Source organism: Pseudomonas sp. SD17-1, from assembly GCF_029201585.1.
In the GTDB taxonomy this organism is placed as follows: Bacteria; Pseudomonadota; Gammaproteobacteria; order Pseudomonadales; family Pseudomonadaceae; genus Aquipseudomonas; species Aquipseudomonas palmensis.
On the sequence record NZ_CP104044.1, the window covers coordinates 5,098,999 to 5,120,637 of the forward strand.

At 66.1% G+C, this 21,639-nt stretch carries 27 protein-coding genes; 12 read left to right on the plus strand and 15 right to left on the minus strand.

Annotation, left to right across the window (positions count from 1 at the left end; translation table 11 throughout):
- Window positions 1-147: 147 nt before the first annotated feature.
- From N0B28_RS23270 to dxs, 3 genes are all read left to right on the plus strand, one after another.
- A complete protein-coding gene (locus tag N0B28_RS23270) occupies window positions 148-390 on the plus strand; it encodes an exodeoxyribonuclease VII small subunit (protein WP_275729084.1) in 243 nt (80 codons plus the stop codon).
- Window positions 387-1,274: a (2E,6E)-farnesyl diphosphate synthase gene (gene ispA, locus N0B28_RS23275; RefSeq protein ID WP_043861885.1), complete on the plus strand. Its 888-nt coding sequence runs from the start codon at window positions 387-389 to the stop codon at window positions 1,272-1,274. The genes N0B28_RS23270 and ispA overlap by 4 nt, the downstream gene beginning before the upstream one ends.
- Window positions 1,275-1,426: 152 nt before the next feature.
- Window positions 1,427-3,325 (plus strand): 1-deoxy-D-xylulose-5-phosphate synthase, encoded by a 1,899-nt coding sequence (dxs, locus tag N0B28_RS23280; protein ID WP_054916420.1) that lies wholly within the window; start codon window positions 1,427-1,429, stop codon window positions 3,323-3,325.
- Window positions 3,326-3,387: 62 nt separating this feature from the next.
- Here the strand turns inward: dxs and N0B28_RS23285 are convergent, their stop codons facing one another.
- From N0B28_RS23285 to nrdR, 11 genes are all read right to left on the minus strand, one after another.
- Entirely contained in the window at window positions 3,388-3,807 is a 420-nt protein-coding gene (locus N0B28_RS23285) for a hypothetical protein (RefSeq protein WP_043861887.1), read from the minus strand.
- A complete protein-coding gene (ribA, locus tag N0B28_RS23290; protein WP_043861888.1) occupies window positions 3,804-4,421 on the minus strand; it encodes a GTP cyclohydrolase II in 618 nt (205 codons plus the stop codon). The genes N0B28_RS23285 and ribA overlap by 4 nt, the downstream gene beginning before the upstream one ends.
- Before the next feature lie 68 nt (window positions 4,422-4,489).
- Window positions 4,490-5,284 carry a transporter substrate-binding domain-containing protein gene (locus N0B28_RS23295; RefSeq protein WP_258660210.1) on the minus strand — a complete coding sequence of 265 codons (795 nt, stop codon included), beginning with the start codon at window positions 5,282-5,284 and terminating at the stop codon, window positions 4,490-4,492.
- 13 nt (window positions 5,285-5,297) lie between these two features.
- Window positions 5,298-5,801 carry a phosphatidylglycerophosphatase A gene (locus N0B28_RS23300; RefSeq protein ID WP_043861890.1) on the minus strand — a complete coding sequence of 168 codons (504 nt, stop codon included), beginning with the start codon at window positions 5,799-5,801 and terminating at the stop codon, window positions 5,298-5,300.
- A 9-nt stretch (window positions 5,802-5,810) separates the two neighbouring features.
- Window positions 5,811-6,764, minus strand: coding sequence for a thiamine-phosphate kinase (gene thiL, locus N0B28_RS23305; protein ID WP_058541918.1), 954 nt, complete (start codon window positions 6,762-6,764; stop codon window positions 5,811-5,813).
- An 18-nt stretch (window positions 6,765-6,782) separates the two neighbouring features.
- Window positions 6,783-7,283: a transcription antitermination factor NusB gene (gene nusB / locus N0B28_RS23310; RefSeq protein ID WP_043861892.1), complete on the minus strand. Its 501-nt coding sequence runs from the start codon at window positions 7,281-7,283 to the stop codon at window positions 6,783-6,785.
- The gene (gene ribE, locus N0B28_RS23315) at window positions 7,280-7,756 is read right to left on the minus strand and encodes a 6,7-dimethyl-8-ribityllumazine synthase (protein WP_043861893.1); all 477 of its coding nucleotides are present in this window, start codon (window positions 7,754-7,756) and stop codon (window positions 7,280-7,282) included. The genes nusB and ribE overlap by 4 nt, the downstream gene beginning before the upstream one ends.
- A 90-nt stretch (window positions 7,757-7,846) precedes the next feature.
- Window positions 7,847-8,938, minus strand: a complete 1,092-nt coding sequence (ribBA, locus tag N0B28_RS23320; protein ID WP_043861894.1) for a bifunctional 3,4-dihydroxy-2-butanone-4-phosphate synthase/GTP cyclohydrolase II — start codon at window positions 8,936-8,938, stop codon at window positions 7,847-7,849.
- An 18-nt stretch (window positions 8,939-8,956) separates the two neighbouring features.
- Window positions 8,957-9,619, minus strand: a complete 663-nt coding sequence (locus N0B28_RS23325) for a riboflavin synthase (protein WP_275729095.1) — start codon at window positions 9,617-9,619, stop codon at window positions 8,957-8,959.
- Between the two features lie 43 nt (window positions 9,620-9,662).
- Complete coding sequence (ribD, locus tag N0B28_RS23330) at window positions 9,663-10,799, minus strand: bifunctional diaminohydroxyphosphoribosylaminopyrimidine deaminase/5-amino-6-(5-phosphoribosylamino)uracil reductase RibD (protein ID WP_275729096.1); 1,137 nt, start codon at window positions 10,797-10,799, stop codon at window positions 9,663-9,665.
- On the minus strand, window positions 10,796-11,260 hold the full coding sequence (gene nrdR, locus N0B28_RS23335) for a transcriptional regulator NrdR (protein ID WP_043861897.1): 465 nt from the start codon (window positions 11,258-11,260) through the stop codon (window positions 10,796-10,798). Before nrdR ends, ribD begins: the two co-directional genes overlap by 4 nt.
- Before the next feature lie 108 nt (window positions 11,261-11,368).
- On the opposite strand from nrdR, the gene N0B28_RS23340 reads away from it, so the two are divergent.
- From N0B28_RS23340 to trxA, 3 genes are read left to right on the plus strand one after another with little or no spacing between them, the layout of a single operon-like run.
- Window positions 11,369-11,815, plus strand: coding sequence for a YbaY family lipoprotein (locus N0B28_RS23340; RefSeq protein WP_043861898.1), 447 nt, complete (start codon window positions 11,369-11,371; stop codon window positions 11,813-11,815).
- Window positions 11,812-12,474 carry a 50S ribosomal protein L11 methyltransferase gene (locus tag N0B28_RS23345; RefSeq protein ID WP_054916423.1) on the plus strand — a complete coding sequence of 221 codons (663 nt, stop codon included), beginning with the start codon at window positions 11,812-11,814 and terminating at the stop codon, window positions 12,472-12,474. The genes N0B28_RS23340 and N0B28_RS23345 overlap by 4 nt, the downstream gene beginning before the upstream one ends.
- A 31-nt stretch (window positions 12,475-12,505) precedes the next feature.
- Complete coding sequence (gene trxA / locus N0B28_RS23350) at window positions 12,506-13,378, plus strand: thioredoxin (RefSeq protein WP_100634159.1); 873 nt, start codon at window positions 12,506-12,508, stop codon at window positions 13,376-13,378.
- A gap of 79 nt (window positions 13,379-13,457) precedes the next feature.
- Here trxA and N0B28_RS23355 read toward each other — a convergent pair whose 3' ends face one another.
- Complete coding sequence (locus N0B28_RS23355; RefSeq protein ID WP_054916440.1) at window positions 13,458-13,802, minus strand: hypothetical protein; 345 nt, start codon at window positions 13,800-13,802, stop codon at window positions 13,458-13,460.
- A 125-nt stretch (window positions 13,803-13,927) separates the two neighbouring features.
- On the opposite strand from N0B28_RS23355, the gene N0B28_RS23360 reads away from it, so the two are divergent.
- From N0B28_RS23360 to N0B28_RS23380, 5 genes are all read left to right on the plus strand, one after another.
- Complete coding sequence (locus tag N0B28_RS23360; RefSeq protein WP_275729103.1) at window positions 13,928-14,491, plus strand: DUF2796 domain-containing protein; 564 nt, start codon at window positions 13,928-13,930, stop codon at window positions 14,489-14,491.
- Between the two features lies 1 nt (window position 14,492).
- Window positions 14,493-15,212: an ABC transporter ATP-binding protein gene (locus N0B28_RS23365; RefSeq protein WP_043861902.1), complete on the plus strand. Its 720-nt coding sequence runs from the start codon at window positions 14,493-14,495 to the stop codon at window positions 15,210-15,212.
- Window positions 15,212-16,477 (plus strand): ABC transporter permease, encoded by a 1,266-nt coding sequence (locus tag N0B28_RS23370; RefSeq protein ID WP_043861903.1) that lies wholly within the window; start codon window positions 15,212-15,214, stop codon window positions 16,475-16,477. The genes N0B28_RS23365 and N0B28_RS23370 overlap by 1 nt, the downstream gene beginning before the upstream one ends.
- Before the next feature lie 11 nt (window positions 16,478-16,488).
- Window positions 16,489-17,001 (plus strand): DUF3299 domain-containing protein, encoded by a 513-nt coding sequence (locus N0B28_RS23375; protein ID WP_275732102.1) that lies wholly within the window; start codon window positions 16,489-16,491, stop codon window positions 16,999-17,001.
- Between the two features lie 110 nt (window positions 17,002-17,111).
- Window positions 17,112-17,795 carry an OmpW family outer membrane protein gene (locus N0B28_RS23380; RefSeq protein ID WP_043861904.1) on the plus strand — a complete coding sequence of 228 codons (684 nt, stop codon included), beginning with the start codon at window positions 17,112-17,114 and terminating at the stop codon, window positions 17,793-17,795.
- A gap of 102 nt (window positions 17,796-17,897) precedes the next feature.
- On the opposite strand, the gene N0B28_RS23385 is transcribed toward N0B28_RS23380, so the two are convergent.
- Window positions 17,898-18,827: an NAD-dependent epimerase/dehydratase family protein gene (locus N0B28_RS23385; protein ID WP_043861905.1), complete on the minus strand. Its 930-nt coding sequence runs from the start codon at window positions 18,825-18,827 to the stop codon at window positions 17,898-17,900.
- Complete coding sequence (locus N0B28_RS23390) at window positions 18,820-19,704, minus strand: sugar nucleotide-binding protein (protein WP_043861906.1); 885 nt, start codon at window positions 19,702-19,704, stop codon at window positions 18,820-18,822. The genes N0B28_RS23385 and N0B28_RS23390 overlap by 8 nt, the downstream gene beginning before the upstream one ends.
- 254 nt (window positions 19,705-19,958) lie before the next feature.
- Here N0B28_RS23390 and N0B28_RS23395 point away from each other — a divergent pair, with 254 nt between their 5' ends.
- Window positions 19,959-20,801, plus strand: a complete 843-nt coding sequence (locus tag N0B28_RS23395) for an alpha/beta hydrolase (RefSeq protein ID WP_275729113.1) — start codon at window positions 19,959-19,961, stop codon at window positions 20,799-20,801.
- Window positions 20,802-20,813: 12 nt separating this feature from the next.
- Here N0B28_RS23395 and N0B28_RS23400 read toward each other — a convergent pair whose 3' ends face one another.
- Window positions 20,814-21,632, minus strand: coding sequence for a helix-turn-helix transcriptional regulator (locus N0B28_RS23400; protein ID WP_043861908.1), 819 nt, complete (start codon window positions 21,630-21,632; stop codon window positions 20,814-20,816).
- Between the last annotated feature and the right edge of the window lie 7 nt (window positions 21,633-21,639).

The window sequence follows — 21,639 nt, forward strand, 5'->3', positions numbered from 1 at the left end:
CACAATGCAAGCAGTGCAGGAAAATCAAGCCTGTTCCCACGGCATTTATGCAACAGAATGCGACGAAAGATCACAGGCGCTGATTTGCTCCCCCTGCCCTGCTCTGCTAGTGTCGCGCCGTTCAAACCGCCACCAGAGACAGCCGCCATGGCCCGAAAAAAAGCTGCCATTGACTTCGAGCAATCCCTTGCCGACCTGCAAGCGCTGGTCGAACGCCTGGAGAACGGCGAACTGTCGCTGGAAGACTCGCTGACCGCCTTCGAGCAAGGCATCGGCCTGACCCGCGATTGCCAGAGCGCCCTGACCCAGGCCGACCAGAAGGTCCAGGTGCTGCTGGAGCGCGACGGCGAGTTGCGCGCCGAGCCGTTCGACGCGGAACAGCCAGAATGATTGCCGCCTACCAGGCCCGTTGCCAGGCCCAGGTGGATGCCGCGCTGGAAACCCTGTTCCACGCTCCCTCGAGCGAACTCGAGCGCCTGTATGCCGCCATGCGCTACAGCGTGATGAACGGCGGCAAGCGGGTACGCCCGCTGCTGGCCTATGCCGCCTGCGAGGCGCTGGGTGGCGCCAGCAGCGATGCCGACGGCGCCGCCTGCGCAGTCGAGCTGATCCACGCCTATTCGCTGGTGCATGACGACCTGCCGGCAATGGACGACGACGACCTGCGTCGCGGCCAGCCCACCACCCACAAGAAATTCGACGAGGCCTGCGCGATCCTGGCCGGCGACGGCTTGCAGAGCTTGGCCTTCAGCGCCCTGCTCGACCCGCGCCTGAGCCCGCAGAGCGATGCCATTCGCCTGGCCATGGTGCAGGCCGTGGCCCAGGGCGCCGGCCCCGCCGGCATGGTCGGTGGCCAGGCCATCGACCTGGGCTCGGTGGGGCTCAAGCTCGATCAGACCGCGCTGGAATACATGCACCGGCACAAGACCGGCGCGCTGATCGAAACCAGCGTCAAGGTCGGCGCCCTAGCCAGCGCGCGGGCCGATGCCCAGACGCTTGCGGCCTTGCAGCAGTATGCCCAGGCCATCGGCCTGGCGTTCCAGGTGCAGGACGACATCCTGGATGTCGAGAGCGATACCGCGACCCTGGGCAAGCGCCAGGGCGCAGATATCGCCCGCGACAAGCCGACCTACCCGGCATTGCTGGGGCTCGAAGCCGCCAAGGCCTATGCGCTGGAACTGCGCGACCAGGCGCTGGCAGCGCTGGCTGGGTTCGATGACAAGGCCGAGCCGCTGCGGGCGTTGGCGCGGTACATCGTCGAACGCCGCAGTTGACGGCAGCGGCCCTTCGCCGGCAATGCCGGCTCCTGCATCGAACCCTGTAGGAGCCGGCATTGCCGGCGAAACGCGCACCACATACCTCAATGGGCAGCCTTCACCGCAATAAGGTAAACTGCCGCCTCATCACACCTATAACGATTCGCCTGATGCCCACGACGTTTCAAGAGATCCCCCGCGAACGCCCGGTCACGCCGCTGCTTGACCGTGCCGATACGCCAGCCGGCCTGCGTCGTCTGGCCGAAGCCGACCTGGAGAAACTGGCCGACGAACTGCGCCAGGAGCTGCTCTATAGCGTCGGCCAGACCGGCGGGCACTTCGGTGCCGGCCTGGGCGTCATCGAACTGACGATCGCCCTGCACTACGTCTTCGACACGCCGGACGACCGGCTGGTGTGGGATGTGGGCCACCAGGCGTATCCGCACAAGATCCTCACGGGTCGGCGCGAACGCATGCACAGCCTGCGTCAGAAGGACGGCCTGGCCGCCTTCCCGCGCCGCGTCGAGAGCGAGTACGACACCTTTGGCGTCGGGCACTCCAGCACCTCGATCAGCGCCGCGCTGGGCATGGCCATCGCCGCCCGCCTGCAGAACCAGGCACGCAAGTCGATTGCAGTGATCGGTGACGGCGCGCTCACCGCCGGCATGGCCTTCGAGGCGTTGAACCACGCCCAGGAAGTCAACGCCGACATGCTGGTGATCCTCAACGACAACGACATGTCGATTTCGCGCAATGTCGGCGGCCTGTCCAACTACCTGGCCAAGATCCTCTCCAGCCGCACCTATGCAAGCATGCGCGAGGGCAGCAAGAAGGTGCTGTCGCGCCTGCCCGGCGCCTGGGAGATCGCCCGCCGCACCGAAGAGTATGCCAAGGGCATGCTGGTGCCCGGCACCCTGTTCGAAGAGCTGGGCTGGAACTACATCGGCCCGATCGACGGCCACGACCTGCCTACCCTGATCGCCACCCTGCGCAACATGCGCGACCTCAAGGGGCCGCAGTTCCTGCACGTGGTGACCAAGAAGGGCAAGGGTTTCGCCCCGGCCGAGGTCGACCCGATCGGCTACCACGCGATCACCAAGCTCGAACCGCTGGACGCCCCGGCCACCGCGCCGAAAAAGGCCGCCGGGCCGAAGTACTCGGCGGTGTTCGGCCAGTGGCTGTGCGACATGGCCGCCGCCGACCAGCGCCTGGTGGGCATCACCCCTGCCATGAAGGAAGGCTCGGACCTGGTGGCGTTCAGCGAACGCTACCCCGAGCGCTACTTCGACGTGGCGATTGCCGAGCAGCACGCGGTGACGCTGGCGGCGGGCATGGCCTGCGAGGGCGCCAAGCCGGTGGTGGCGATCTATTCGACCTTCCTGCAGCGCGCCTACGACCAGTTGATCCATGACGTGGCGGTGCAGAACCTCGACGTGCTGTTCGCCATCGACCGCGCCGGCCTGGTGGGCGAAGACGGCCCGACCCACGCCGGCAGCTTCGACCTGTCGTTCCTGCGCTGCATCCCCGGCATGCTGGTGATGACCCCCAGCGACGAGAACGAACTGCGCAAGATGCTCAGCACCGGGCACCTGTACAACGGCCCTGCCGCCGTGCGCTACCCGCGTGGCAGCGGGCCGAACGCGACGATCGACGGCGACCTTGAGCCGCTGGAGATCGGCAAGGGCGTGATTCGCCGCCAGGGCAGCAAGGTCGCCCTGCTGGTGTTCGGTGTGCAACTGGCAGAAGCGCTGAAGGTGGCCGAAAACCTGGATGCAACCGTGGTCGACATGCGTTTCGTCAAGCCGCTGGATGAAGCGCTGGTGCGCGAGCTGGCTGGCAGCCATGAGCTGCTGGTGACCATCGAAGAGAATGCCATCATGGGCGGCGCCGGCTCTGCGGTCAGCGAGTTCCTGAGCGCTGAAGGCGTGCTCAAGCCGATGCTGCACCTGGGCTTGCCGGATGTGTACGTCGAGCATGCCAAGCCGGCGCAGATGCTGGCCGAATGCGGGCTGGATGCTGCCGGGATCGAGGCTTCGGTGCGTCAGCGGATGCAACTGCTGGGTCTTTAGACCCTTTCGCCAGCCAGGCTTGCTCCTGCCTGCAGGAGCCAGCCTGGCTGGCGAAGGGCGCATCAGCCCAGCTGACGCGGTACCCGGTACAGGTAAAGGATCACCACGCTGGCGATGGCCAGCAGAATCTGCGGCACTCCCTCCAGGCCCACGAACACCGACAGTGCGGCCACCCACGCCGGCAGGCAGGCAAACAGCATCGACACACGGCGAACCCGCGCCAGCTCTATCCAGGCCGCCGGCTCTTCAGCGCTGTTCAGCGCCTTTTCAGTGGCAATCAAGGCACGCTTGTAGGCGCTGAAACGCGGCAGGCTGAAGAACATCGAGGCCAGCCCGGCCAGAAACACCGGCATCACCAGCAGCGGGACACGCGCCACACTGCCTCCGAACGCCCAGCCGAACACCAGCAGCGGCGCCAGGGCAATCGCGAAGAACTGCCACCAGGCGAACGCCAGCCGCCGCTTGACCTGGCCGCGGGTCACGCCCGACCGGCCTCGCCCTGGTGCTCGTTGCCCATCATGTGGCCGAGCTTGCCGGCCTTGGTGGCCAGGTAGTGCTTGTTGTGCGGATTGTGCCCGGTGTGCAGCGGCACGCGCTCGGCTACCGCAATGCCCATGGCGGTGAGGGCTTTTACCTTGCGCGGGTTGTTGGTCATCAGGCGCAATGACGTGACACCCAGGTGCTCGAGCATCGGCTGGCACATGGCGTAGTCACGCTGGTCGGCGGCAAAGCCCAGGCGCTCGTTGGCCTCGACGGTGTCGGCGCCGCCGTCCTGCAGTTCGTAGGCGCGAATCTTGTTCAGCAGGCCGATGCCACGACCCTCCTGACGCAGATACAGCAGCACGCCACGGCCTTCGCGGGCGATGGCCTGCAGAGCGGCCTCCAGCTGCGAACCACAGTCGCAGCGCTGGCTGAACAGCGCATCGCCGGTCAGGCATTCGGAATGCAGGCGCCCCAGTACCGGCTCGCCATCGGCTACATCACCCAGGCTGAGCACAACGTGCTCGCGGCCGGTGGCTTCGTCGAGAAAACCATGCATGGTGAACGTGGCAAAGGGGGTGGGCAGCTTGGAAGCGGCAACAAAGACGACGGGCACCTTGTGCTCCTGATCAATAACGTGAAATTTGATGTGCGCCGATTGTAACAGCAGCGTAAGGCAGGTGCTTAGGCTGAATTCTTGGGCAAACAGATCGAGAAGTTAGATGCTGGCACGCGCGCCCTGCCCGGAATCGGGAACGGATACGGCTGCTGCCAGCGCTCGAAGATCTCGCGCAATTCGCCGCTGGCGATCAGTTCGTCCATGCGCCGATCGAACAGCGCCCGGAGCGCACAGGCCTGCTCGGTCCTGGCAAAGGCCAGGTACAACGGTAACTCGGCGATGTGGGTGCGGCGGAACCGGGCCTTGTCACGGGCCTGGTTGTACACGTAGTCCACCTCGGTCTGGGCATCGATGTAGAAGTCCACGCGCTTGAGTTCGAGCATCGGCAGGATGCCGTCGCGCCGCTGCACCTCGCGAAACTCCTTCACATCGGGCAGGTAGCGCTGGTACTCGTAGCCACGCACCCAGGAGAGCTTGTAGCGGCCGATGGTGGCGGCGCTCGGCACCGGCAGGCTGGCCAGGCCCAGGGCGTAGATATGGTCCTGGTCGAAGGCGTTGCGCGGGTAAAGGTAGTCGTTGCTTTCCTGCTCGTAGGAGCCGACCCAGGCATCGGCCTCGGCGCGTTTGACCAGGCCCACTGCGCGGCTGTAGGGCACGCTGATGGCGAGCACCTTGACCCCCGCCGGCTCGAACACCTTGCGCAACACGTCCCAGGCCATGCCGCGCCCTTCGACGTCGGTGTAGTCCGGCCAGATCTCGCTGGCCAGGCGCACCTCCTGCGGCAACGCGGTCGGCTCGCCAGCCCAGGCGATGCCGCCACCCAGCGCCAACACCAGCAGCAACACTCGCCATGCGCGCATCAGGCCACTCCCTTCAGGTGAAACTCCACACCAGCGCCTGCATGCCCAACCAGGCGAACACGCCGGCCAGCACGTCATCGAACATGATGCCGAAACCGCCATGCACATGCCGGTCGATCCAGCGGATCGGCCACGGCTTGAGTATGTCGAAGAAGCGGAACATCAGAAAGCCTGCCAACAACCATAGCCAACCTTCCGGTACCAGCCAGAGGGTTATCCACATGCCGACCATCTCGTCCCAGACGATGCCCTCATGGTCATGCACGCCCAGGTCGTCGGCGACCTTGCCGCACAACCATACGCCGAACAGCATGGTCAGCCCCAGCATCAGCCAGTAGCCCCAGTCGGGCAGCATCTGCCACAGCGGGATGAACGGCACGGCCACCAGCGAACCCCAGGTGCCCGGCGCCTTGGGCAGGGTGCCGGAGCCGAAGCCGAAGGCCAGAAAATGCCAGGGGTTGCGCCAGACTGAAGGCGGCACGTTTTCTGCCGGCACCTGATTGGGGTGATCGGTCACGGTGTCTCCCTAAAAATGTTGATAACCCCGCGTGCGCGGGGTGATGTCCGCCCCGGCGTGGTCACGCAGGCTGACGCCGCTGCCCGCCTCCACCCGACCGACCACGTGCACCGGCCAGCCGGCAGCCTGCAGGCCGGCCAGGTGCGCGGGGGGCAAGGTGAAGGCAATCACGTAGTCGTCGCCACCGGTGAGCGCGGCCTGTCGCGCACCTTCCAGGCCCAGCAGGCCCTGCAGCGCCGCACCCAGCGGCAGCTGTTCGAGCGACAGCACAATCGACACGCCCGAGGCCGTGGCAATGTGTCCGCAATCGGCCAGCAGGCCATCGGAGATATCCAGCGCCGCGCTGGCCTTGCCTCGCAGCGCCTGACCCAGCGCCAGTTGCGGTGGCGGCGACCAGTAGTGCGCCAGCAGCGGCTCGGCCAGCGCCACCGCCGCCTCGCGTTCGCCAAGCACCAGCGGCAAGGCCCCGGCAGCGTTGCCCAGCTCACCGCCGACACACACCAGGTCACCAGGCTGCGCACCGCTGCGCGTCAGGGCCTGGCCGGCAGGCACGCGGCCGAACACGGTCATGGTCAGGCTCAGCGGCCCATGGGTGGTGTCCCCGCCTACCAGGCTCAGGCCGCATTGTCGGGCCATCAGGTTCAGACCCTGGGCATAGGCCTTCAGCCAATCGGCGTGAACCGTCGGCAGAGTCAGGGCAAGGGTAAAGGCCACGGGGGTGGCGCCCATGGCTGCCAGGTCACTGGCAGCCACCGCCAGCGAGCGCTGGCCGAGCAGGAACGGGTCGCACACAGCCGGGAAATGCACCCCGGCCACTAGCGTGTCGGTGGACACGGCCAGTTGCTCGCCGGCCGGCAGCGCCAGCAGGGCGCAATCGTCGCCGATCCCCAGGGCGACCCCGTCGCCGGCCTGCGCACAGGGCGCGGCGGCGAAGTAGTGGCGGATCAGCTCGAATTCACCCATGGGCAGGCAGCGCCGCAATCAGCGCTTGAACGCCTTCACTTCGGCTTCGCGCAGCCGCGGTGCGAGCTTGTCGAGCACACCGTTGACGAACTTGTGCCCGTCAGTGGCGCCGTACACCTTGGCCAGCTCGATACCTTCGTTGATGACCACGCGATAAGGCACGTCGACCCGCTTGATCAGCTCCCAGGTGGACAGGCGCAGCACCGACAGCTCGACCGGATCGAGCTCTTCGAGCACGGTGTCCAGGCAAGGCGCAAGGGCCTTGTCGATTTCTTCCTTGATCGCCGGCACGCCGTGCAGGATCTCGCGGAAGTAGGCACCGTCGACATCGGTGAAATCGTTATCGACCCGGAACTGCGCTTCGATCTCGTTCAGCGAGTGCTTGGCCATGTGCCACTGGTACAGCGCCTGGGTCGCGAGCTTGCGGGCTTCGCGACGCTTGGCACTCTTGGAGGGCTTGCCAGCATCCGCAGGTTTTGGATCGCGCGGGTTGAAACGATCGCTTTCGTCGCTAATCACTTGGCCTCCAACTGCGCCAGCAGGCTGACCATTTCCAGGGCGGACAGGGCCGCTTCGGCGCCCTTGTTGCCGGCCTTGGTGCCGGAACGCTCGATGGCCTGTTCGATCGAATCGACGGTCAGGACACCGAAGGCAACCGGCACGCCGAACTCCATGGACACCTGGGCCAGGCCCTTGGTGCATTCGCCCGCCACGTATTCGAAGTGCGGGGTGCCACCACGGATCACGGCGCCCAGGGCGATGATCGCGGCGTATTCGCTCTGCTGGGCGACCTTCTGTGCCACCAGCGGAATCTCGAACGCACCCGGTGCACGGATGATGGTGATGTCGCTTTCGCTCACGCCGTGGCGAACCAGGGCATCAACGGCACCGCTTACCAGGCTTTCGACGACGAAGCTGTTGAAGCGGCCAACCACCAAAGCATAGCGACCTTTGGGGGCAATGAAGGTACCTTCGATGGTCTTCAGGGACATTGCGGGGTTCTCATCTTAAAGAGCCAGGCCGCAACGGTGCGGCCTGTGGGAGTTTTGTTCCGGATCAACAGCGGGAAACCAGCCCCTGCTTTATTCGGAGGGCACGTATTCTACAACTTCCAGATCGAATCCGGATATCGCATTGAACTTCATTGGCGAACTCATCAGGCGCATCTTGCGTACGCCCAGGTCGCGCAGAATCTGCGAACCGGCACCCACGGTGCTGTAGGTGGTGGGTGTCTTGACCTGGCTGCTGTCGGCGCTTTCGCGGATATGCGCCAGCAGCACGTCGCCGTCCAGCGGGTGTCCGAGCAGCAGCACCACGCCGCTGCCGGCCTCTGCCACGGCGCTCATCGCGGCGCGCAGGCTCCAGCGGCCGGGCTGCTTGACCAGCAGCAGGTCGCGCAGCGGGTCCATGTTGTGCACCCGCACCAGGGTCGGTTCCTCGGCGCAGATCTTGCCCAGGGTCAGGGCCATGTGCACGTCGCCTTCGACCGAATCGCGGTAGGTCACCAGGTTGAACTGACCCAGTTCGCTGTCCAGCGGCTGCTCGGAAATCCGCTGAATGGTACGTTCGTGGATCATGCGGTAGTGGATCAGGTCGGCGATGGTGCCGATCTTGATGTTGTGCTCGGCGGCGAACACTTCCAGCTCGGCGCGACGCGACATGGTGCCGTCGTCGTTCATCACCTCGCAGATCACCCCGCTCGGCTCGAAACCGGCCATGCGCGCCAGGTCGCAGGCCGCCTCGGTGTGGCCGGCACGGGCCAGGGTACCGCCGGGCTGGGCCATCAGCGGGAAGATGTGGCCCGGGCTGACGATGTCTTCGGCCTTGGCGTCCCGGGCGGCGGCGGCCTGCACGGTGCGCGCGCGGTCGGCGGCGGAGATGCCGGTGGTGACGCCTTCGGCAGCTTCGATCGAAACGGTGAACTTGGTGCCGAAGCCCGAGCCGTTGCGCGGGGCCATCAGCGGCAGCTTGAGCAGCTCGCAGCGCTCGCGCGACATCGGCATGCAGATCAGGCCACGGGCGTGCTTGGCCATGAAGTTGATGTGTTCGGCCTTGCAGCACTCGGCGGCCATGATCAGGTCGCCTTCGTTCTCGCGGTCTTCGTCATCCATCAGGATGACCATTTTGCCCTGGCGAATGTCTTCGACCAGTTCTTCGATGCTGTTGAGCGCCACGCGGCACCCCCTTCTAAATCAGGATTTCAGGTAGCCGTTGGCGGCCAGGAAACTTTCGGTGATGCCACCCTTGCCCGGCTCGGCGGCCTTGTCGCCCAGCAGCAGACGCTCCAGGTAACGGGCCAGCAGGTCGACCTCAAGGTTAATCCGACGCCCGGTGCGGTAGTCGGCCATGATGGTTTCAGCGAGGGTGTGCGGCACGATGGTCAGCTCGAACTCGGCGCCATCGACCTGGTTGACCGTGAGGCTGGTGCCATCGACGGTGATCGAGCCCTTGTGGGCGATGTACTTGGCCAGTTCGGCCGGCGCGCGCAGGCGGAACTGGATGGCGCGGGCGTTATCGCTGCGCGAGATGACCTCGCCGACACCGTCGACGTGGCCGCTGACCAGGTGGCCGCCCAGGCGGCTGCTGGGGGTCAGGGCCTTTTCCAGGTTGACCCGGCTGCCTACCTTGAAGTCGGCAAAGGCGGTGCAGTCGAGGGTTTCGCGGCTGACGTCAGCCCAGAAACCGTCGCCAGGCAGTTCAACGGCGGTCAGGCACACGCCGTTGACGGCGATGCTGTCGCCCAGTTTCACGTCGCCCAGGTCGAGCTTGCCGGTTTCGACATACACGCGTACGTCGCCGCCTTTGGGGGTGAGTGAACGGATGCTGCCGATGGATTCGATGATGCCGGTGAACATGAGTCCTCCTTCAGAACGGGTCGCGCAAGACGCAGGCCGCGAATTATACGCCGGGCGCAGGCACAGGAATGGCAGTGACTCGCCAGTCATCGCCTACGGCGCGCATGTCGGTGATTTTGAGGGCCTGCGCTTCGCTCATTCTGGCCAGGGGCCAATCGAGCAATGGGCGGGCACTGGAGCCGAGAAACTTGGCAGCGATGAAGAGCTGGTATTCGTCCACCAGGCCCTGTTGCGCGAAGGCACCGGCCAGGCCCGGGCCGGCCTCCACCAGCACCTCGCTGGCACCACGCCGGGCCAGTTCGCGCAGCAGCGCGGGCAGATCGACGTGCCCGTCGGTGCCGGGCAGGCTCAGCAGGTCATGGCCGGCCTCGGCGTACTGCGCAACTGGCGCGGCGGCCGTCACCACCAGCACCGGGCCGGCCTGGAAGAACGGCGCCGTCAGCGGCAGGCGCAGGCGCCCGTCGATGAGCACGCGCAACGGTGGGCGGGCCATCGCCAGGGCGGTGCTGCCGGCGTCCAGCCCAAGCTCGTCGGCGCGCACGGTCATGCGCGCGTTGTCGGCCAGCACGCTCTGGGCGCTGGTCAGCACCACGCTGGAGCGCGCGCGCAGACGCTGCACCGCCGAGCGTGCGGCCGGGCCGGTGATCCACTGGCTCTCGCCACTGGCCATGGCGGTGCGCCCGTCCAGGCTCATCGCCAGTTTGACCCGCACAAAGGGCAGGCCGTGTTCCATGCGTTTCAGAAAGCCCGGGTTGAGTGCGCGGGCCTCGGCCTCCAGCACACCGCTGGCAACCTCGATACCGACGTCGGCCAGGCGCTTGAGCCCCTGCCCCGCCACTTGCGGGTTGGGGTCCTGCATGGCCGCCACCACCCGCGCCACACCGGCCTTGACCAGCGCCTCGGCACACGGCGGCGTGCGCCCATGGTGGCTGCACGGCTCCAGGGTCACATAGGCACAGGCGCCACGGGCCAGCTCGCCGGCCTGGCGCAGCGCGTGCACCTCGGCATGCGGTTCGCCGGCGCGTACGTGCCAGCCTTCGCCGACCACCTGCCCGTCACGCACGATCACGCAACCGACCCGCGGGTTGGGATGGGTGGAATAGAGACCCTTGCGCGCCAGTTCCAGCGCACGGGCCATGTAGTGGGCGTCGAGCACGTCGCGTTCGCTGGGCAGGCTCATTGCTTGGAAGGCTCGCGCGCCAGGCGGTCGATTTCTTCACGAAATTCGTCCAGGTCCTGGAAGCGACGGTACACCGAGGCGAAGCGGATGTAGGCCACTTCGTCGAGCTTTTGCAGCTCGGCCATCACCAGTTCGCCGACGACCAGCGACTTGACCTCGCGCTCGCCGGTGGCGCGCAGCTTGTGCTTGATGTGGGCCAGCGCCGCTTCGAGGCGCTCGACGCTCACCGGGCGCTTTTCCAGCGCGCGCTGCATGCCGGCGCGCAGTTTTTCTTCGTCGAAGGGCTGGCGGCTGCCGTCGGTCTTGATCAGGCGCGGCAGCACCAGTTCGGCGGTTTCGAAGGTGGTGAAGCGCTCACCGCAGGCCACGCATTCGCGGCGACGGCGCACTTGTTCGCCCTCGGCAACCAGTCGCGAGTCGATGACCTTGGTGTCGTTGGCACCGCAGAAGGGACAGTGCATGGTGGCAGGCAACAAAAAAAGGGAGGGTCATGGTAGCGCATCCCACTGGCAAGACAAGCCAAAGCAGTTACCATCCAGTGAGGAAATATCCCCCCGAAGGAATTGATCATGCCCTTTAGAGCGCTCGTTGTGCTCAGTTTTGCCGCCCTGCTGGCCGCCTGCAGCAGCGATGAACCCAAGCCGGTGCTGGCCCCCAAGGCCCCGGTAGCGGCCAAGCAACCTGTGGCCCTGGGCCCGCTGCCGGCCTACCAGCGTGAAATCAGCGGCACCCTGCTTGGCATCCCGTCGGGCGCCGAGGTCGAGCTGGCGCTGCTGGTGGTCGACCCGCGCGGCCGCCCGCAACGCCTGCTGGCCAGCAGCAACCTGGACGCCAACGGCCAGGACCTGCCGTTCCAGCTGCGTTTCAACCCCGAGGCGTTCCCTGCCGGTGCGCGGGTGGAGCTGCGCGGGCGTGCCAGCCAGTCCGGGCAGCTGATCCTGCACCTGCAACCTGTGGCGGTCAGCAGCCCGCAAACCCAGGCCACCGGCCCGCTGCGCCTCGAAAAAGCGCCGTGACCGCGCCGATCCACCTGCAACAGGCGTTGAGCGGGCTGCTGGGGGACGCACGGCTGGTGGTCAGCGAGCTGCCGGCCTGCGACCTCAAGCTGTGGCTGATCGATGCGCACAACATGGACCGCGCGTTCAGCCCCGAGGAAACCCGGCGCATCCTGCACGAGCCGCCCTACTGGGCCTTCTGCTGGGCCAGCGGCCTGGCCATGGCGCGCTACCTGGCCGCCCGCCCCGAGTGGGTGGCCGGCAAACGCGTGCTGGACTTCGGCGCAGGCTCGGGCATTGCCGGCATCGCCGCCGCCCGCGCCGGGGCGCTTGAAGTGGTGGCCTGCGACCTCGACCCGCTGGCGCTGCAGGCAAGCCGCGCGAATGCCGCGCTCAACCAGGTGCAGTTGGGCTACTCCAGCGATTTCTTCGCCGAGGCCGACCGCTTCGACCTGGTGCTGGTGGCCGATGTGCTCTACGACCGCGCCAACCTGCCGCTGCTCGATGCGTTTCTCAGCCGCGGGCACCAGGCGCTGGTGGCCGACTCGCGGGTGCGCGACTTCCGTCACCCCCTGTACCGCCAGCTCGACACCCTGCACGCCCTGACCCTGCCAGACCTGGCCGAACCCCACGAATTCCGCCAGGTGAGCCTGTACCACGCCAGCCGCAGCGCTTTATAGTGTTGCCATTCAAGGATTTGCGAGAGTCGCGATGAGCCAGGAAACCCCGTACATCTTCAATGCCACCAGCGCCGACTTCGACCAGTCGGTGATCCAGAACTCCTACGTCAAACCCGTGCTCGTCGACTTCTGGGCCGACTGGTGCGCGCCGTGCAAGGTGCTGATGCCGCTGCTGGAGAAAATCACCGCCGAATACCGGGGTGAGCTGCTGCTGGCCAAGGTCAACTGCGATGTGGAACAGGACATTGTCGCGCGCTTCGGTATCCGCAGCCTGCCGACGGTGGTGCTGTTCAAGGATGGCCAGCCGGTCGACGGCTTTGCCGAGGCACGCCCGGAGTCGGAAATCCGCGCAATGCTCGAACCGCATGTGCAACTGCCGCCACCGGCGGCGGCCGACCCGCTGGTAGTGGCCCAGGGGCTGTTTGCCGAGGGACGCTTCAGCGAGGCCGAGGCGCTGCTCCAGGCCCTGCTGACCGAAGACAACAGCAATGCCGCGGCACTGATCCTGTATGCCCGTTGCCTGGCCGAGCGTGGCGAGCTGGGCGAAGCGCAGACCGTGCTCGATGCGGTCAAGAGCGATGAGCACAAGGCTGCACTGGCCGGTGCCAAGGCGCAGCTGACGTTCCTCAAGCAGGCCGCCAGCCTGCCGGACGTGGCAGACCTGAAGTCACGCCTGGCACAGAACGCCGAGGATGACGAGGCGGCGTATCAGCTGGCAGTGCAGCAGCTCTCGCGCCAGCAGTACGAGGCGGCGCTGGACGGGCTGCTGAAACTGTTCAAGCGCAACCGCGGGTATGAAGGCGGCCTGCCGCACAAGACCCTGCTGCAGGTGTTCGACCTGCTGGGCAACGAGCACCCGCTGGTGCTGGATTACCGCCGCAAGCTGTTTGCTGCGTTGTACTGAGGTCAACCGCCCGCTCCCACAAGGTTACCTACCCGCGCTGTGGGAGCGGGCTTGACCCGCGATGGGATCAACGCGGTGTTCAGCCGACCCAGTGATAGACCGGCGCATCCGCCCCGCTTTCCACCCTCACCTCGCTGCTATGGCGCAAACGCACCAGCAGGCGCTTGCCGGCCGCCGTATTGCCCGCCAGCCCCTCCAGCGCCTCCAGCAACTGGGGCCCGTTCAACTGACCGGCCTTGCGCAACACCTCGCGCGCCGCCTGCCACACTGCATCGTCCGGTCGAACCGGCGCCGTCGGTACAGCAGCGGCAACCGCCGGCACCCCGGCCGCCTGCAACTGCCCGCCCAACTGCGCCCACTCATGGGGCTCCAGCTCCACGCTCAAATCCACCGGCCATTCGCCGATGTGTCCACGAATACGCACGTTCGCACCCTCCACTCGATCAGGCGCCCATGCTCCCACGAAGTTTCATCCAGCGACACTGGTACGCAGCCGACAAGCTGTTATAACATTTCGAAACTCTTTCAGCGCCTTCCGGAGTTCCGCCCATGCGTCGTCTGCTGCTTGCCTTGCCGTTTGCCCTGCTGCCCCTGAGTCTGGTTTACGCCCATGACGACCATGACCATGAACATGGCAGACTGGGCGCCCATGAACATGGCGTGGCGCACCTGAACGTCGCACTCGACGGCAATGCCCTGGAGCTGGAATTCGACAGCCCGGCGATGAACCTGGTGGGCTTCGAACATGCCGCCACTTCTGCCACCGACAAGGCCAAGGTCGCGGCCGTGCGCGCCCAGCTCGAAACACCCCTGGCGCTGTTCGGCCTGAACAAGGCAGCCGGTTGCAGCGAAACCGACCAGGACCTGCAAAGCCCGCTGTTCGGCGACAAGCCGGTGCATGACGAGGATGGCGACGCCCACGATCACGAACACAGCGACATCAACGCCCATTACAAACTCGAATGCACCACCCCGGCACAGCTCACCCGCCTGGACCTGGCGCCACTGTTCAAGGCCTTCCCCGCCACCCAGAAGATCCAGCTGCAACTGGTGGGCCCCAATGGCCAGAAGGGCGTGGACCTGACCCCGACCCGCAGCGCGATCGACTTCTGACATGGGCCAGGCACTGATCGAACTGTCCCGGCTGGGTTTCGCCTGGCCCGGCCAGCCTGAGCTGCTGGACATCCCGGCGTTGCGCCTGCAGGCCGGCGAGTCGCTGTTCCTCAAGGGCCCCAGCGGCAGTGGCAAGACCACCCTGCTGGGCCTGCTGGGCGGGGTGCAGAAGGCCGACCGCGGCAGCATCCGCCTGCTCGGCCAGGAGCTGGGCGCGCTCAGCCAGGGCCAGCGCGACCGTTTTCGCGTCGATCATACCGGCTACATCTTCCAGCAGTTCAACCTGCTGCCGTTTCTGTCGGTACGCGAAAACGTCGAGCTGCCGTGCCGTTTCTCGCGCAGCCGGGCGCAACGCGCCGGCCAGCGCTACGGCAGTGTGGACAAGGCCGCCGCCAGCCTGCTCGCCCATCTGGGCCTGAAGGACCCGGCACTGCTGGCACGGCGCGCCGACAGCCTGTCGATCGGTCAGCAGCAACGGGTGGCCGCCGCCCGCGCGCTGATCGGCCAACCCGAGCTGGTGATTGCCGACGAGCCGACTTCGGCGCTCGATGCCGACACCCGTGAAGCCTTCATCCGCCTGCTGTTCGCCGAATGCCGGGCAGCCGGCTCCAGCCTGTTGTTCGTCAGCCACGACCAGAGCCTGGCACCGCTGTTCGATCGCCAGCTGTCGCTTGCCGAACTCAACCGCGCCGCGCGCCCTGCCAGCGACCTGGAGGCCTGATGTACCTGCTCCGCCTTGCCCTGGCGAGTCTCGCCAACCGCCGCTTCACTGCCCTGCTCACCGCCTTCGCCATCGCCCTGTCGGTGTGCCTGCTGCTGGCGGTGGAGCGGGTACGCACCGAGGCCCGCGCCAGTTTTGCCAGCACCATCAGTGGCACCGACCTGATTGTCGGTGCGCGCTCGGGCTCGGTGAACCTGCTGCTTTACTCGGTGTTTCGCATCGGCAACGCCACCAACAACATCCGCTGGGACAGCTTCGAGCACTACGCCAGCAACCCGCGGGTGAAGTGGGCCATCCCGATCTCGCTGGGCGACTCGCACCGCGGTTATCGGGTGATGGGCACCACCGAAGCCTACTTCGAGCATTACCAGTACGGGCGCAAGCAGCACCTGCAACTGGCCAGCGGGCGTGCCTTCGCCAGCGACCCGTTCGAGGTGGTGCTGGGCGCCGAGGTGGCCGACGCGCTGCATTACAAACTCGGCGACAAGCTGGTGCTGGCCCATGGCGTGGCCGCCATCAGCCTGGTCAAGCATGACGACAAGCCGTTCACCGTGGTGGGCGTGCTGCAACGCACCGGCACCCCGGTGGACCGCACCCTGCACATCAGCCTTGGCGGCATGGAGGCGATCCACGTCGACTGGCACAACGGCGTGCCCGCCCGCGGCGCCGGCCGCGTCAGCGCCGAACAGGCCCGAGGCATGGACCTCACACCCAAGGCCATCACCGCGTTCATGCTGGGCCTGAACAACAAGATCAGCACCTTCACCCTGCAACGCGAGATCAACGAGTTTCGCGGCGAGCCGCTGTTGGCGATTCTGCCCGGCGTGGCCCTGCAGGAGCTGTGGAGCCTGATGGGCACCGCCGAACAGGCGCTGTTCGTGGTGTCGCTGTTCGTGGTGCTGACCGGCCTGATCGGCATGCTCACGGCGATCCTCACCAGCCTCAACGAGCGCCGCCGCGAAATGGCCATCCTGCGCTCGGTGGGTGCACGCCCCTGGCATATTGCAGGGCTGCTGGTGATGGAGGCGTTCACCCTGGCGCTGGCGGGGATTGCCGCCGGGCTTGGCCTGCTCTACCTTGGCATCGCCCTGGCCCAGGGCACGGTGCAGGCCAACTACGGCCTGTACCTGCCGCTGGCGCTGCCCAGCGCCCACGAGTGGAGCCTGCTGGGGATCATCCTCGGCGCCGCCGTGCTGATGGGCAGCATTCCGGCCTGGCGGGCCTACCGCCAGTCGCTGGCCGACGGTTTGTCCATTCACCTGTGAGAACGCCCGTGATACGTCGTGCCCTGCTGTTGTTGCTGTTGATTGCCCCGCCCCTGTGGGCGGGTGAGCCGCGCACGCTGGAATGGCCGCAATTGATCCCCGAGGGCGCACCGGTGATCGTGCCGCAGATGACCCCACTGCACGACCTTTCGCAGTTGAGCAACGTGCTGGCCGGCGAAAGCGGCCCGGCGGCGCAGCAGCAGGCGCCCGACGCGCCGGTGGTGAAGGCACTGGATGGCCAGCAGGTGAAGCTGCCGGGCTACATCGTGCCACTGGAAGTCAGCGAGGAAGGCCGTACCACCGAGTTCCTGCTGGTGCCGTACTACGGCGCGTGCATTCACGTGCCGCCCCCACCGTCGAACCAGATCGTGCACGTGTTCAGCGAAATCGGCATCAAGGTCGAGGAGCTGTACCAGCCCTACTGGATCGAGGGGCCGATGCAGGTCAAGGCTTCCAGCAGCGAGCTGGCCGAGGCCGGCTACCAGATGGAAGCCGAGAAGATCTACGCCTATGAACTACAATAGAAGCCCCGCGCCAGGGCGTTTGCGGTTTCATTGAGCTGCGTCAAGAATCACCGCCTGTCAGCTCCTTACCATTGGACACATTAAATTCTAAACGTCCTTTGGGAGCTTCCATGAACAAGTCCTTGCTCAGCGCCTCGCTCATTGCCCTCGCGCTTGCAGCCCCTGTTGCCCACGCCCACCAGGCGGGCGATTTCATTCTGCGTGCCGGTGCGATCACCACCGCACCGAACGAAGACAGCGGCGATATCAAGCTCGACGGCACCAAGGTTGGCGGCACCAAGGCCACCCTGGACAGCGACACCCAGCTGGGCCTGGCCTTTGCCTACATGCTGACCGACCATATCGGCCTGGAACTGCTGGCAGCCACCCCGTTCCAGCACGAAGTGGGCGTAAAGGGCCTGGGCGCGGGCCTGGACGGCAAGCTGGCGAACATCAAGCAACTGCCACCGACCCTGTCGCTGCAGTACTACCCGATGGAGCCGACCTCCAAGTTCCAGCCTTACGCCGGCATCGGTCTTAACTACACCCTGTTCTTCGATGAAGACCTGAGCAGCAGCCGCAAGGCCCAGGGCTTCAGCAACATGAAGCTCAAGGACTCGGTCGGCCTGGCCGGCCAACTGGGCATGGACTACATGCTGACCGACAACCTGCTGGTCAACGCCGCGGTCTGGTACGTGGACATCGACACCAAGGCCACCATCGACGGCCCAAGCGCGCTGGGCGTGGGCAAGACCAAGGTGAGCGTGGATGTGGACCCATGGGTCTACATGGTGGGTGTGGGTTACAAGTTCTGACCATGAAAAAGCCCCGATCATTCGGGGCTTTTTTTTGGCTGCGATTCCCGTCAGGGAGATACCGCCTGCAGGAGCCGGCGTTGCCGGCGAAGCTTTTTACGTTCAGCGCCCCAGCAGGTGCGCCAGCCCATCGGCCAGTGGCGTCGGCTCGGGCAGGTCGAAGCGCGCCAGCAGCCGCGCATTGTCGGCCCGCGAATGACGGATATCACCCGCGCGCGCCGGCCCGTGATTGACCTCGGGCAACGGCCCTACCACCTTGCGCAGTGCCTCGAGCAACTGGTTCAGCGTGGTGGCGCGGTTCAGCCCCACGTTCACCGCGCCCTCCTGCACCTGCGCCTGTTCCAGCGCCTGCACCAGCACCGCCACCAGGTCGGCCACATACAGGAAGTCACGGGTCTGCTCGCCATCGCCAAACAGGTTGATCGGCGTGCCGTTGAGGGCGCGCTCGCAGAAGATGCTGATCACTCCCGAATACGGCGACGACGGGTCCTGGCGCGGGCCGAAGATATTGAAGAAGCGGAACACCACCGGCTCCAGCCCATGCTGGCGACGATAGAAGTCCAGGTACTGCTCGCTGGCCAGCTTGTCCACCGCATAGGGGGTCAGCGGCGCCTTGGGCGTGTCCTCGTCAATGGCCTGGCCTTCACCGTTGTTGCCGTACACCGCAGCGCTGGAGGCGAACAGCACGCGCTTGATGCCGGCCACACGCATCGCCTCGCACACGTTCAGCGTGCCGATGAAGTTGCTCTGGTGGGTCCTGACCGGGTCTTCCACAGAGGCCTGCACCGAAGCCACCGCCGCCAGGTGCACCACGGCCTGGCAGCCCTCGACGGCCCGGGCCACCAGGGCGGCATCGGCCACGTCGCCCTCGATCAGTTGCAGGCGCGGGTTGTCCAGCTGCAGGTTCAGGCGCCGGCCGGTAGACAGGTCGTCGAGCACGCGCACCGCGTACCCCTTGGCCAGCAGCGCGTCGCTCAGGTGGGAGCCGATGAAGCCGGCCCCCCCGGTAATCAGGATAGGAGCATCAGCCATGACGATAGAACCGGTCCAGTAGGGTCGGCAGGCCGGCGCGCCAGGCACGCGGCTTGATGCCGAAGGTGTGGAGGATTTTCTTGCAGGCCAGCACTGCGTGCTGGGGTTCTTCGGCAGCATCCGGGCGGGCGGCGTGGGCCTGCGCAGTGGGCGCTTCGACGGCCAGCTGACGCAGTTGCCCGGCTTCGCTGAGGATCGCCTGACCCAGCGCCAGCGGCGTGGTCGCCTCGTTGCCGGCGTAATGGTAGGTGCCCCACAGTGGCGCGCCACAGTCCAGTTGCTTGAGCACCGCCAGGATCACCCGCGCTGCATCGTCGACCGGGGTCGGGTTGCCACGCCGGTCGTCGGCCAGCAGCAGTTCCTGCGAGTGCTCGGCGCGGGTCAGAAAACGCCCCAGCACGCCGTCGACGCTGTCGTCGAGCACCCAGCCAAAGCGCAGCAGCACGTGCTGCGGGCAGGTCGCGCGCACGCTCTGTTCGATGCGCCACAACGCCTGGCCACGTTGGCCGAGCGGTACCGGCTCGTCCTTTTCGCTGTAGGCCGTGGCCCGCGAACCGTCGAATACCCGGTAGCTGGAGGGTTGCAGCAAGATGATATTGTGGTGCTGGCACAGTTCGGCCAGGCGCTCGACCGCACGCTCCTGCGAAGCCAGGCGCTGCTCGCTCACCGATTCGGCCTGGAACCAGTCGAAGTAGTAGGCCAGATTGATCAGCGCATCGGGGCGGGTGTCATCGAGCAGCTGGGTCAGGCTCGCGGCATCCCAGCCCTGGTCAGGTGGGCGCGGCGCCAGAAAGCCGATATCTTCCTCGGCCCCGAGGCGAATCAGCGCTTGCCCAAGGGCATTTCCACCACCCAACAGCATCAGGCGCATTCGCATAGAGTCAGCAGGTCCGGTCAGATAAATTGAGGGAAAGCGGATATTTTGCGGCTTCCAGCAAGCGAAGTCCAACGCGGGGCCGACTGACGCCAAAGTCTAGAGTGTGTCAGCGCAAAGTGTGACGGGTTCAACGTAGTTCAAGAAATAACCTGCGCGCCCACCAGAAATGCCCGACTGCATCTACTGTAAAAGCGTCAGCCTCGCTGGTTCATGTCGACTTGTCGACCCTTCACCCCGGGCAAGAGGACCGCTTCATGCCGATCAAGACGGCCGCACACGGACGTGAGCGTTGGCAATTCGACGAACCCAGCCCGGGCCGCGAGTGCCTGGTGGTCGAAACGTTCGACGGCTACAGCCAGGAAGGTCGCCTGCTGATCCCCGATATCGAGCACGCGCCGCCACTTTTCATGCTCGGCGGCGCACGCAGCGACTTCACCCACCTCAACCCGCTACTGTACCGCCTGCAGGCCCTGGGCATCGGCTCGCTGACCGGCAACCTGTCGGGGCACAGCCTGGCCAGCCTGCCGGGGGCCCGGTCGCCCTCGCTGCACACCAACCTGGCCGAGGCGCTGCGCTTCTTTCGCCACGTCGAGCATCGCTGCAACACCGTGATCGGCCACAGCCTGGGCGCAGCGCTGGCGCTGAAAGTGGCAGCGCACCATGCACGCCAGGTGAACAAGCTGGTGCTGCTGTGCCCGGCGGTCTATGCCGACAGCGCTTACGATGCACCGTTCGGCCCGGCCTTCACCCGCGCCATCAGCACCCCCCACGGGTTTCTCGACAGCGACAGCTACAAGTTCCTGCGCAGCTATCGCGGCCAGGTGCTGCTGGTGCTGGGACAATACGATGGCCTGCTGGCCGCCCACCACGGGCGAACCCCGGGCACGTCGGCAGGCCATGTGGAAATCGACGGCATGCTGCGCTACAGCCCGATCCCGGCCGAAGTCATCCAGGCGCTGAGCGACACCCTACCCCCCGGGCATTTCGAACAGCTGACCCTGCCAGAGTGCGACCACGGCATCGCCGCACACCTGCGCGCCCATCCGCCACAGGCCGGGGCCCTGGCGCAGCAGGTGGCGGCATTCATTCGCCGCTGAGCACGGCGCCCTTCACTCGATCTCGAACAGGCCGTTGCGAATCGGCCCGACGTTGAGCCGTGCGCGCACATCGTCATCGATGCGCGGGTCATCCGGGCGGTACAGCCGGACCTGGCGGTAGGCATTGATGCGGTTGATTTCCGGGCCCAGGTATTCCCACACCACGCGGGTACACGCCGGAGTGCGCCGGTCACCGCTGGAGACGCCGGTCTTGAGGCCGTTGAGCCGGGTGATGCGGCTCTTGAAGCTGGGAATCAGGATGGTCTGGCTCATCTCGTTGACCGTCAGCGATTCGTAGTCGATCAGAAACACCCGGTCCTGCAACTGAAAGGCCGCGCCCAGGTAGCGGCAGCGCACCCAGTCTTCGGCCTGCACGTCGGTGCTGCTGGAGCGCTCCTGGCGTTCCTGGCGCTCGAACAGGAACGTGCCGCGTTCTTCGCGCAGGTGCACCAGCGACAGCAGGATGCTGCCCGGCACCGACATGCAGTTGGAATATTCGAAGTAGTAACCGCAGTAGCGCGACAGATTGCCCTCGTGCTCGCGCAGCGGGCGCAGCAGTTCCAGCAACGGGTCGGCCTGGGCCGGGCTGGCAAGCGCCGAGCTGCGCGCACCGATCAGGCGCGCGAACTGTTCTGGCGGCAGGCCCAGTTCGTAGTCCTCGACGCCGAAGAAGTCGCCGATGCGCTTGAGGTTGTACGCCGTCGGCTGGCTCTGCCCGCTCAGGTACTTGTTGAACTGCGCCCGGTTGATCGACAGCTGCCGGCAAACCTCGGAAATAGAGCGGTAATGGCTGCACGCCAGCTTGAGGTTGGGGCCCAGGTGTTGACTCATTGATCAG

Coding starts and splice junctions, on each gene's coding strand:
- N0B28_RS23340 (WP_043861898.1), top strand. CDS start 11,369: ATGCCCTTTAGAGCGCTCGTTGTGCTCAGTTTTGCCGCCCTGCTGGCC.
- N0B28_RS23395 (WP_275729113.1), top strand. CDS start 19,959: ATGCCGATCAAGACGGCCGCACACGGACGTGAGCGTTGGCAATTCGAC.
- trxA (WP_100634159.1), top strand. CDS start 12,506: ATGAGCCAGGAAACCCCGTACATCTTCAATGCCACCAGCGCCGACTTC.
- thiL (WP_058541918.1), bottom strand. CDS start 6,764: ATGGGTGAATTCGAGCTGATCCGCCACTACTTCGCCGCCGCGCCCTGT.
- ribD (WP_275729096.1), bottom strand. CDS start 10,799: ATGAGCCTGCCCAGCGAACGCGACGTGCTCGACGCCCACTACATGGCC.
- N0B28_RS23385 (WP_043861905.1), bottom strand. CDS start 18,827: ATGGCTGATGCTCCTATCCTGATTACCGGGGGGGCCGGCTTCATCGGC.
- ribE (WP_043861893.1), bottom strand. CDS start 7,756: ATGTCCCTGAAGACCATCGAAGGTACCTTCATTGCCCCCAAAGGTCGC.
- N0B28_RS23295 (WP_258660210.1), bottom strand. CDS start 5,284: ATGCGCGCATGGCGAGTGTTGCTGCTGGTGTTGGCGCTGGGTGGCGGC.
- N0B28_RS23270 (WP_275729084.1), top strand. CDS start 148: ATGGCCCGAAAAAAAGCTGCCATTGACTTCGAGCAATCCCTTGCCGAC.
- nrdR (WP_043861897.1), bottom strand. CDS start 11,260: ATGCACTGTCCCTTCTGCGGTGCCAACGACACCAAGGTCATCGACTCG.
- ispA (WP_043861885.1), top strand. CDS start 387: ATGATTGCCGCCTACCAGGCCCGTTGCCAGGCCCAGGTGGATGCCGCG.
- N0B28_RS23370 (WP_043861903.1), top strand. CDS start 15,212: ATGTACCTGCTCCGCCTTGCCCTGGCGAGTCTCGCCAACCGCCGCTTC.
- dxs (WP_054916420.1), top strand. CDS start 1,427: ATGCCCACGACGTTTCAAGAGATCCCCCGCGAACGCCCGGTCACGCCG.
- N0B28_RS23380 (WP_043861904.1), top strand. CDS start 17,112: ATGAACAAGTCCTTGCTCAGCGCCTCGCTCATTGCCCTCGCGCTTGCA.
- N0B28_RS23360 (WP_275729103.1), top strand. CDS start 13,928: ATGCGTCGTCTGCTGCTTGCCTTGCCGTTTGCCCTGCTGCCCCTGAGT.
- N0B28_RS23325 (WP_275729095.1), bottom strand. CDS start 9,619: ATGTTCACCGGCATCATCGAATCCATCGGCAGCATCCGTTCACTCACC.
- N0B28_RS23390 (WP_043861906.1), bottom strand. CDS start 19,704: ATGCGAATGCGCCTGATGCTGTTGGGTGGTGGAAATGCCCTTGGGCAA.
- N0B28_RS23365 (WP_043861902.1), top strand. CDS start 14,493: ATGGGCCAGGCACTGATCGAACTGTCCCGGCTGGGTTTCGCCTGGCCC.
- N0B28_RS23400 (WP_043861908.1), bottom strand. CDS start 21,632: ATGAGTCAACACCTGGGCCCCAACCTCAAGCTGGCGTGCAGCCATTAC.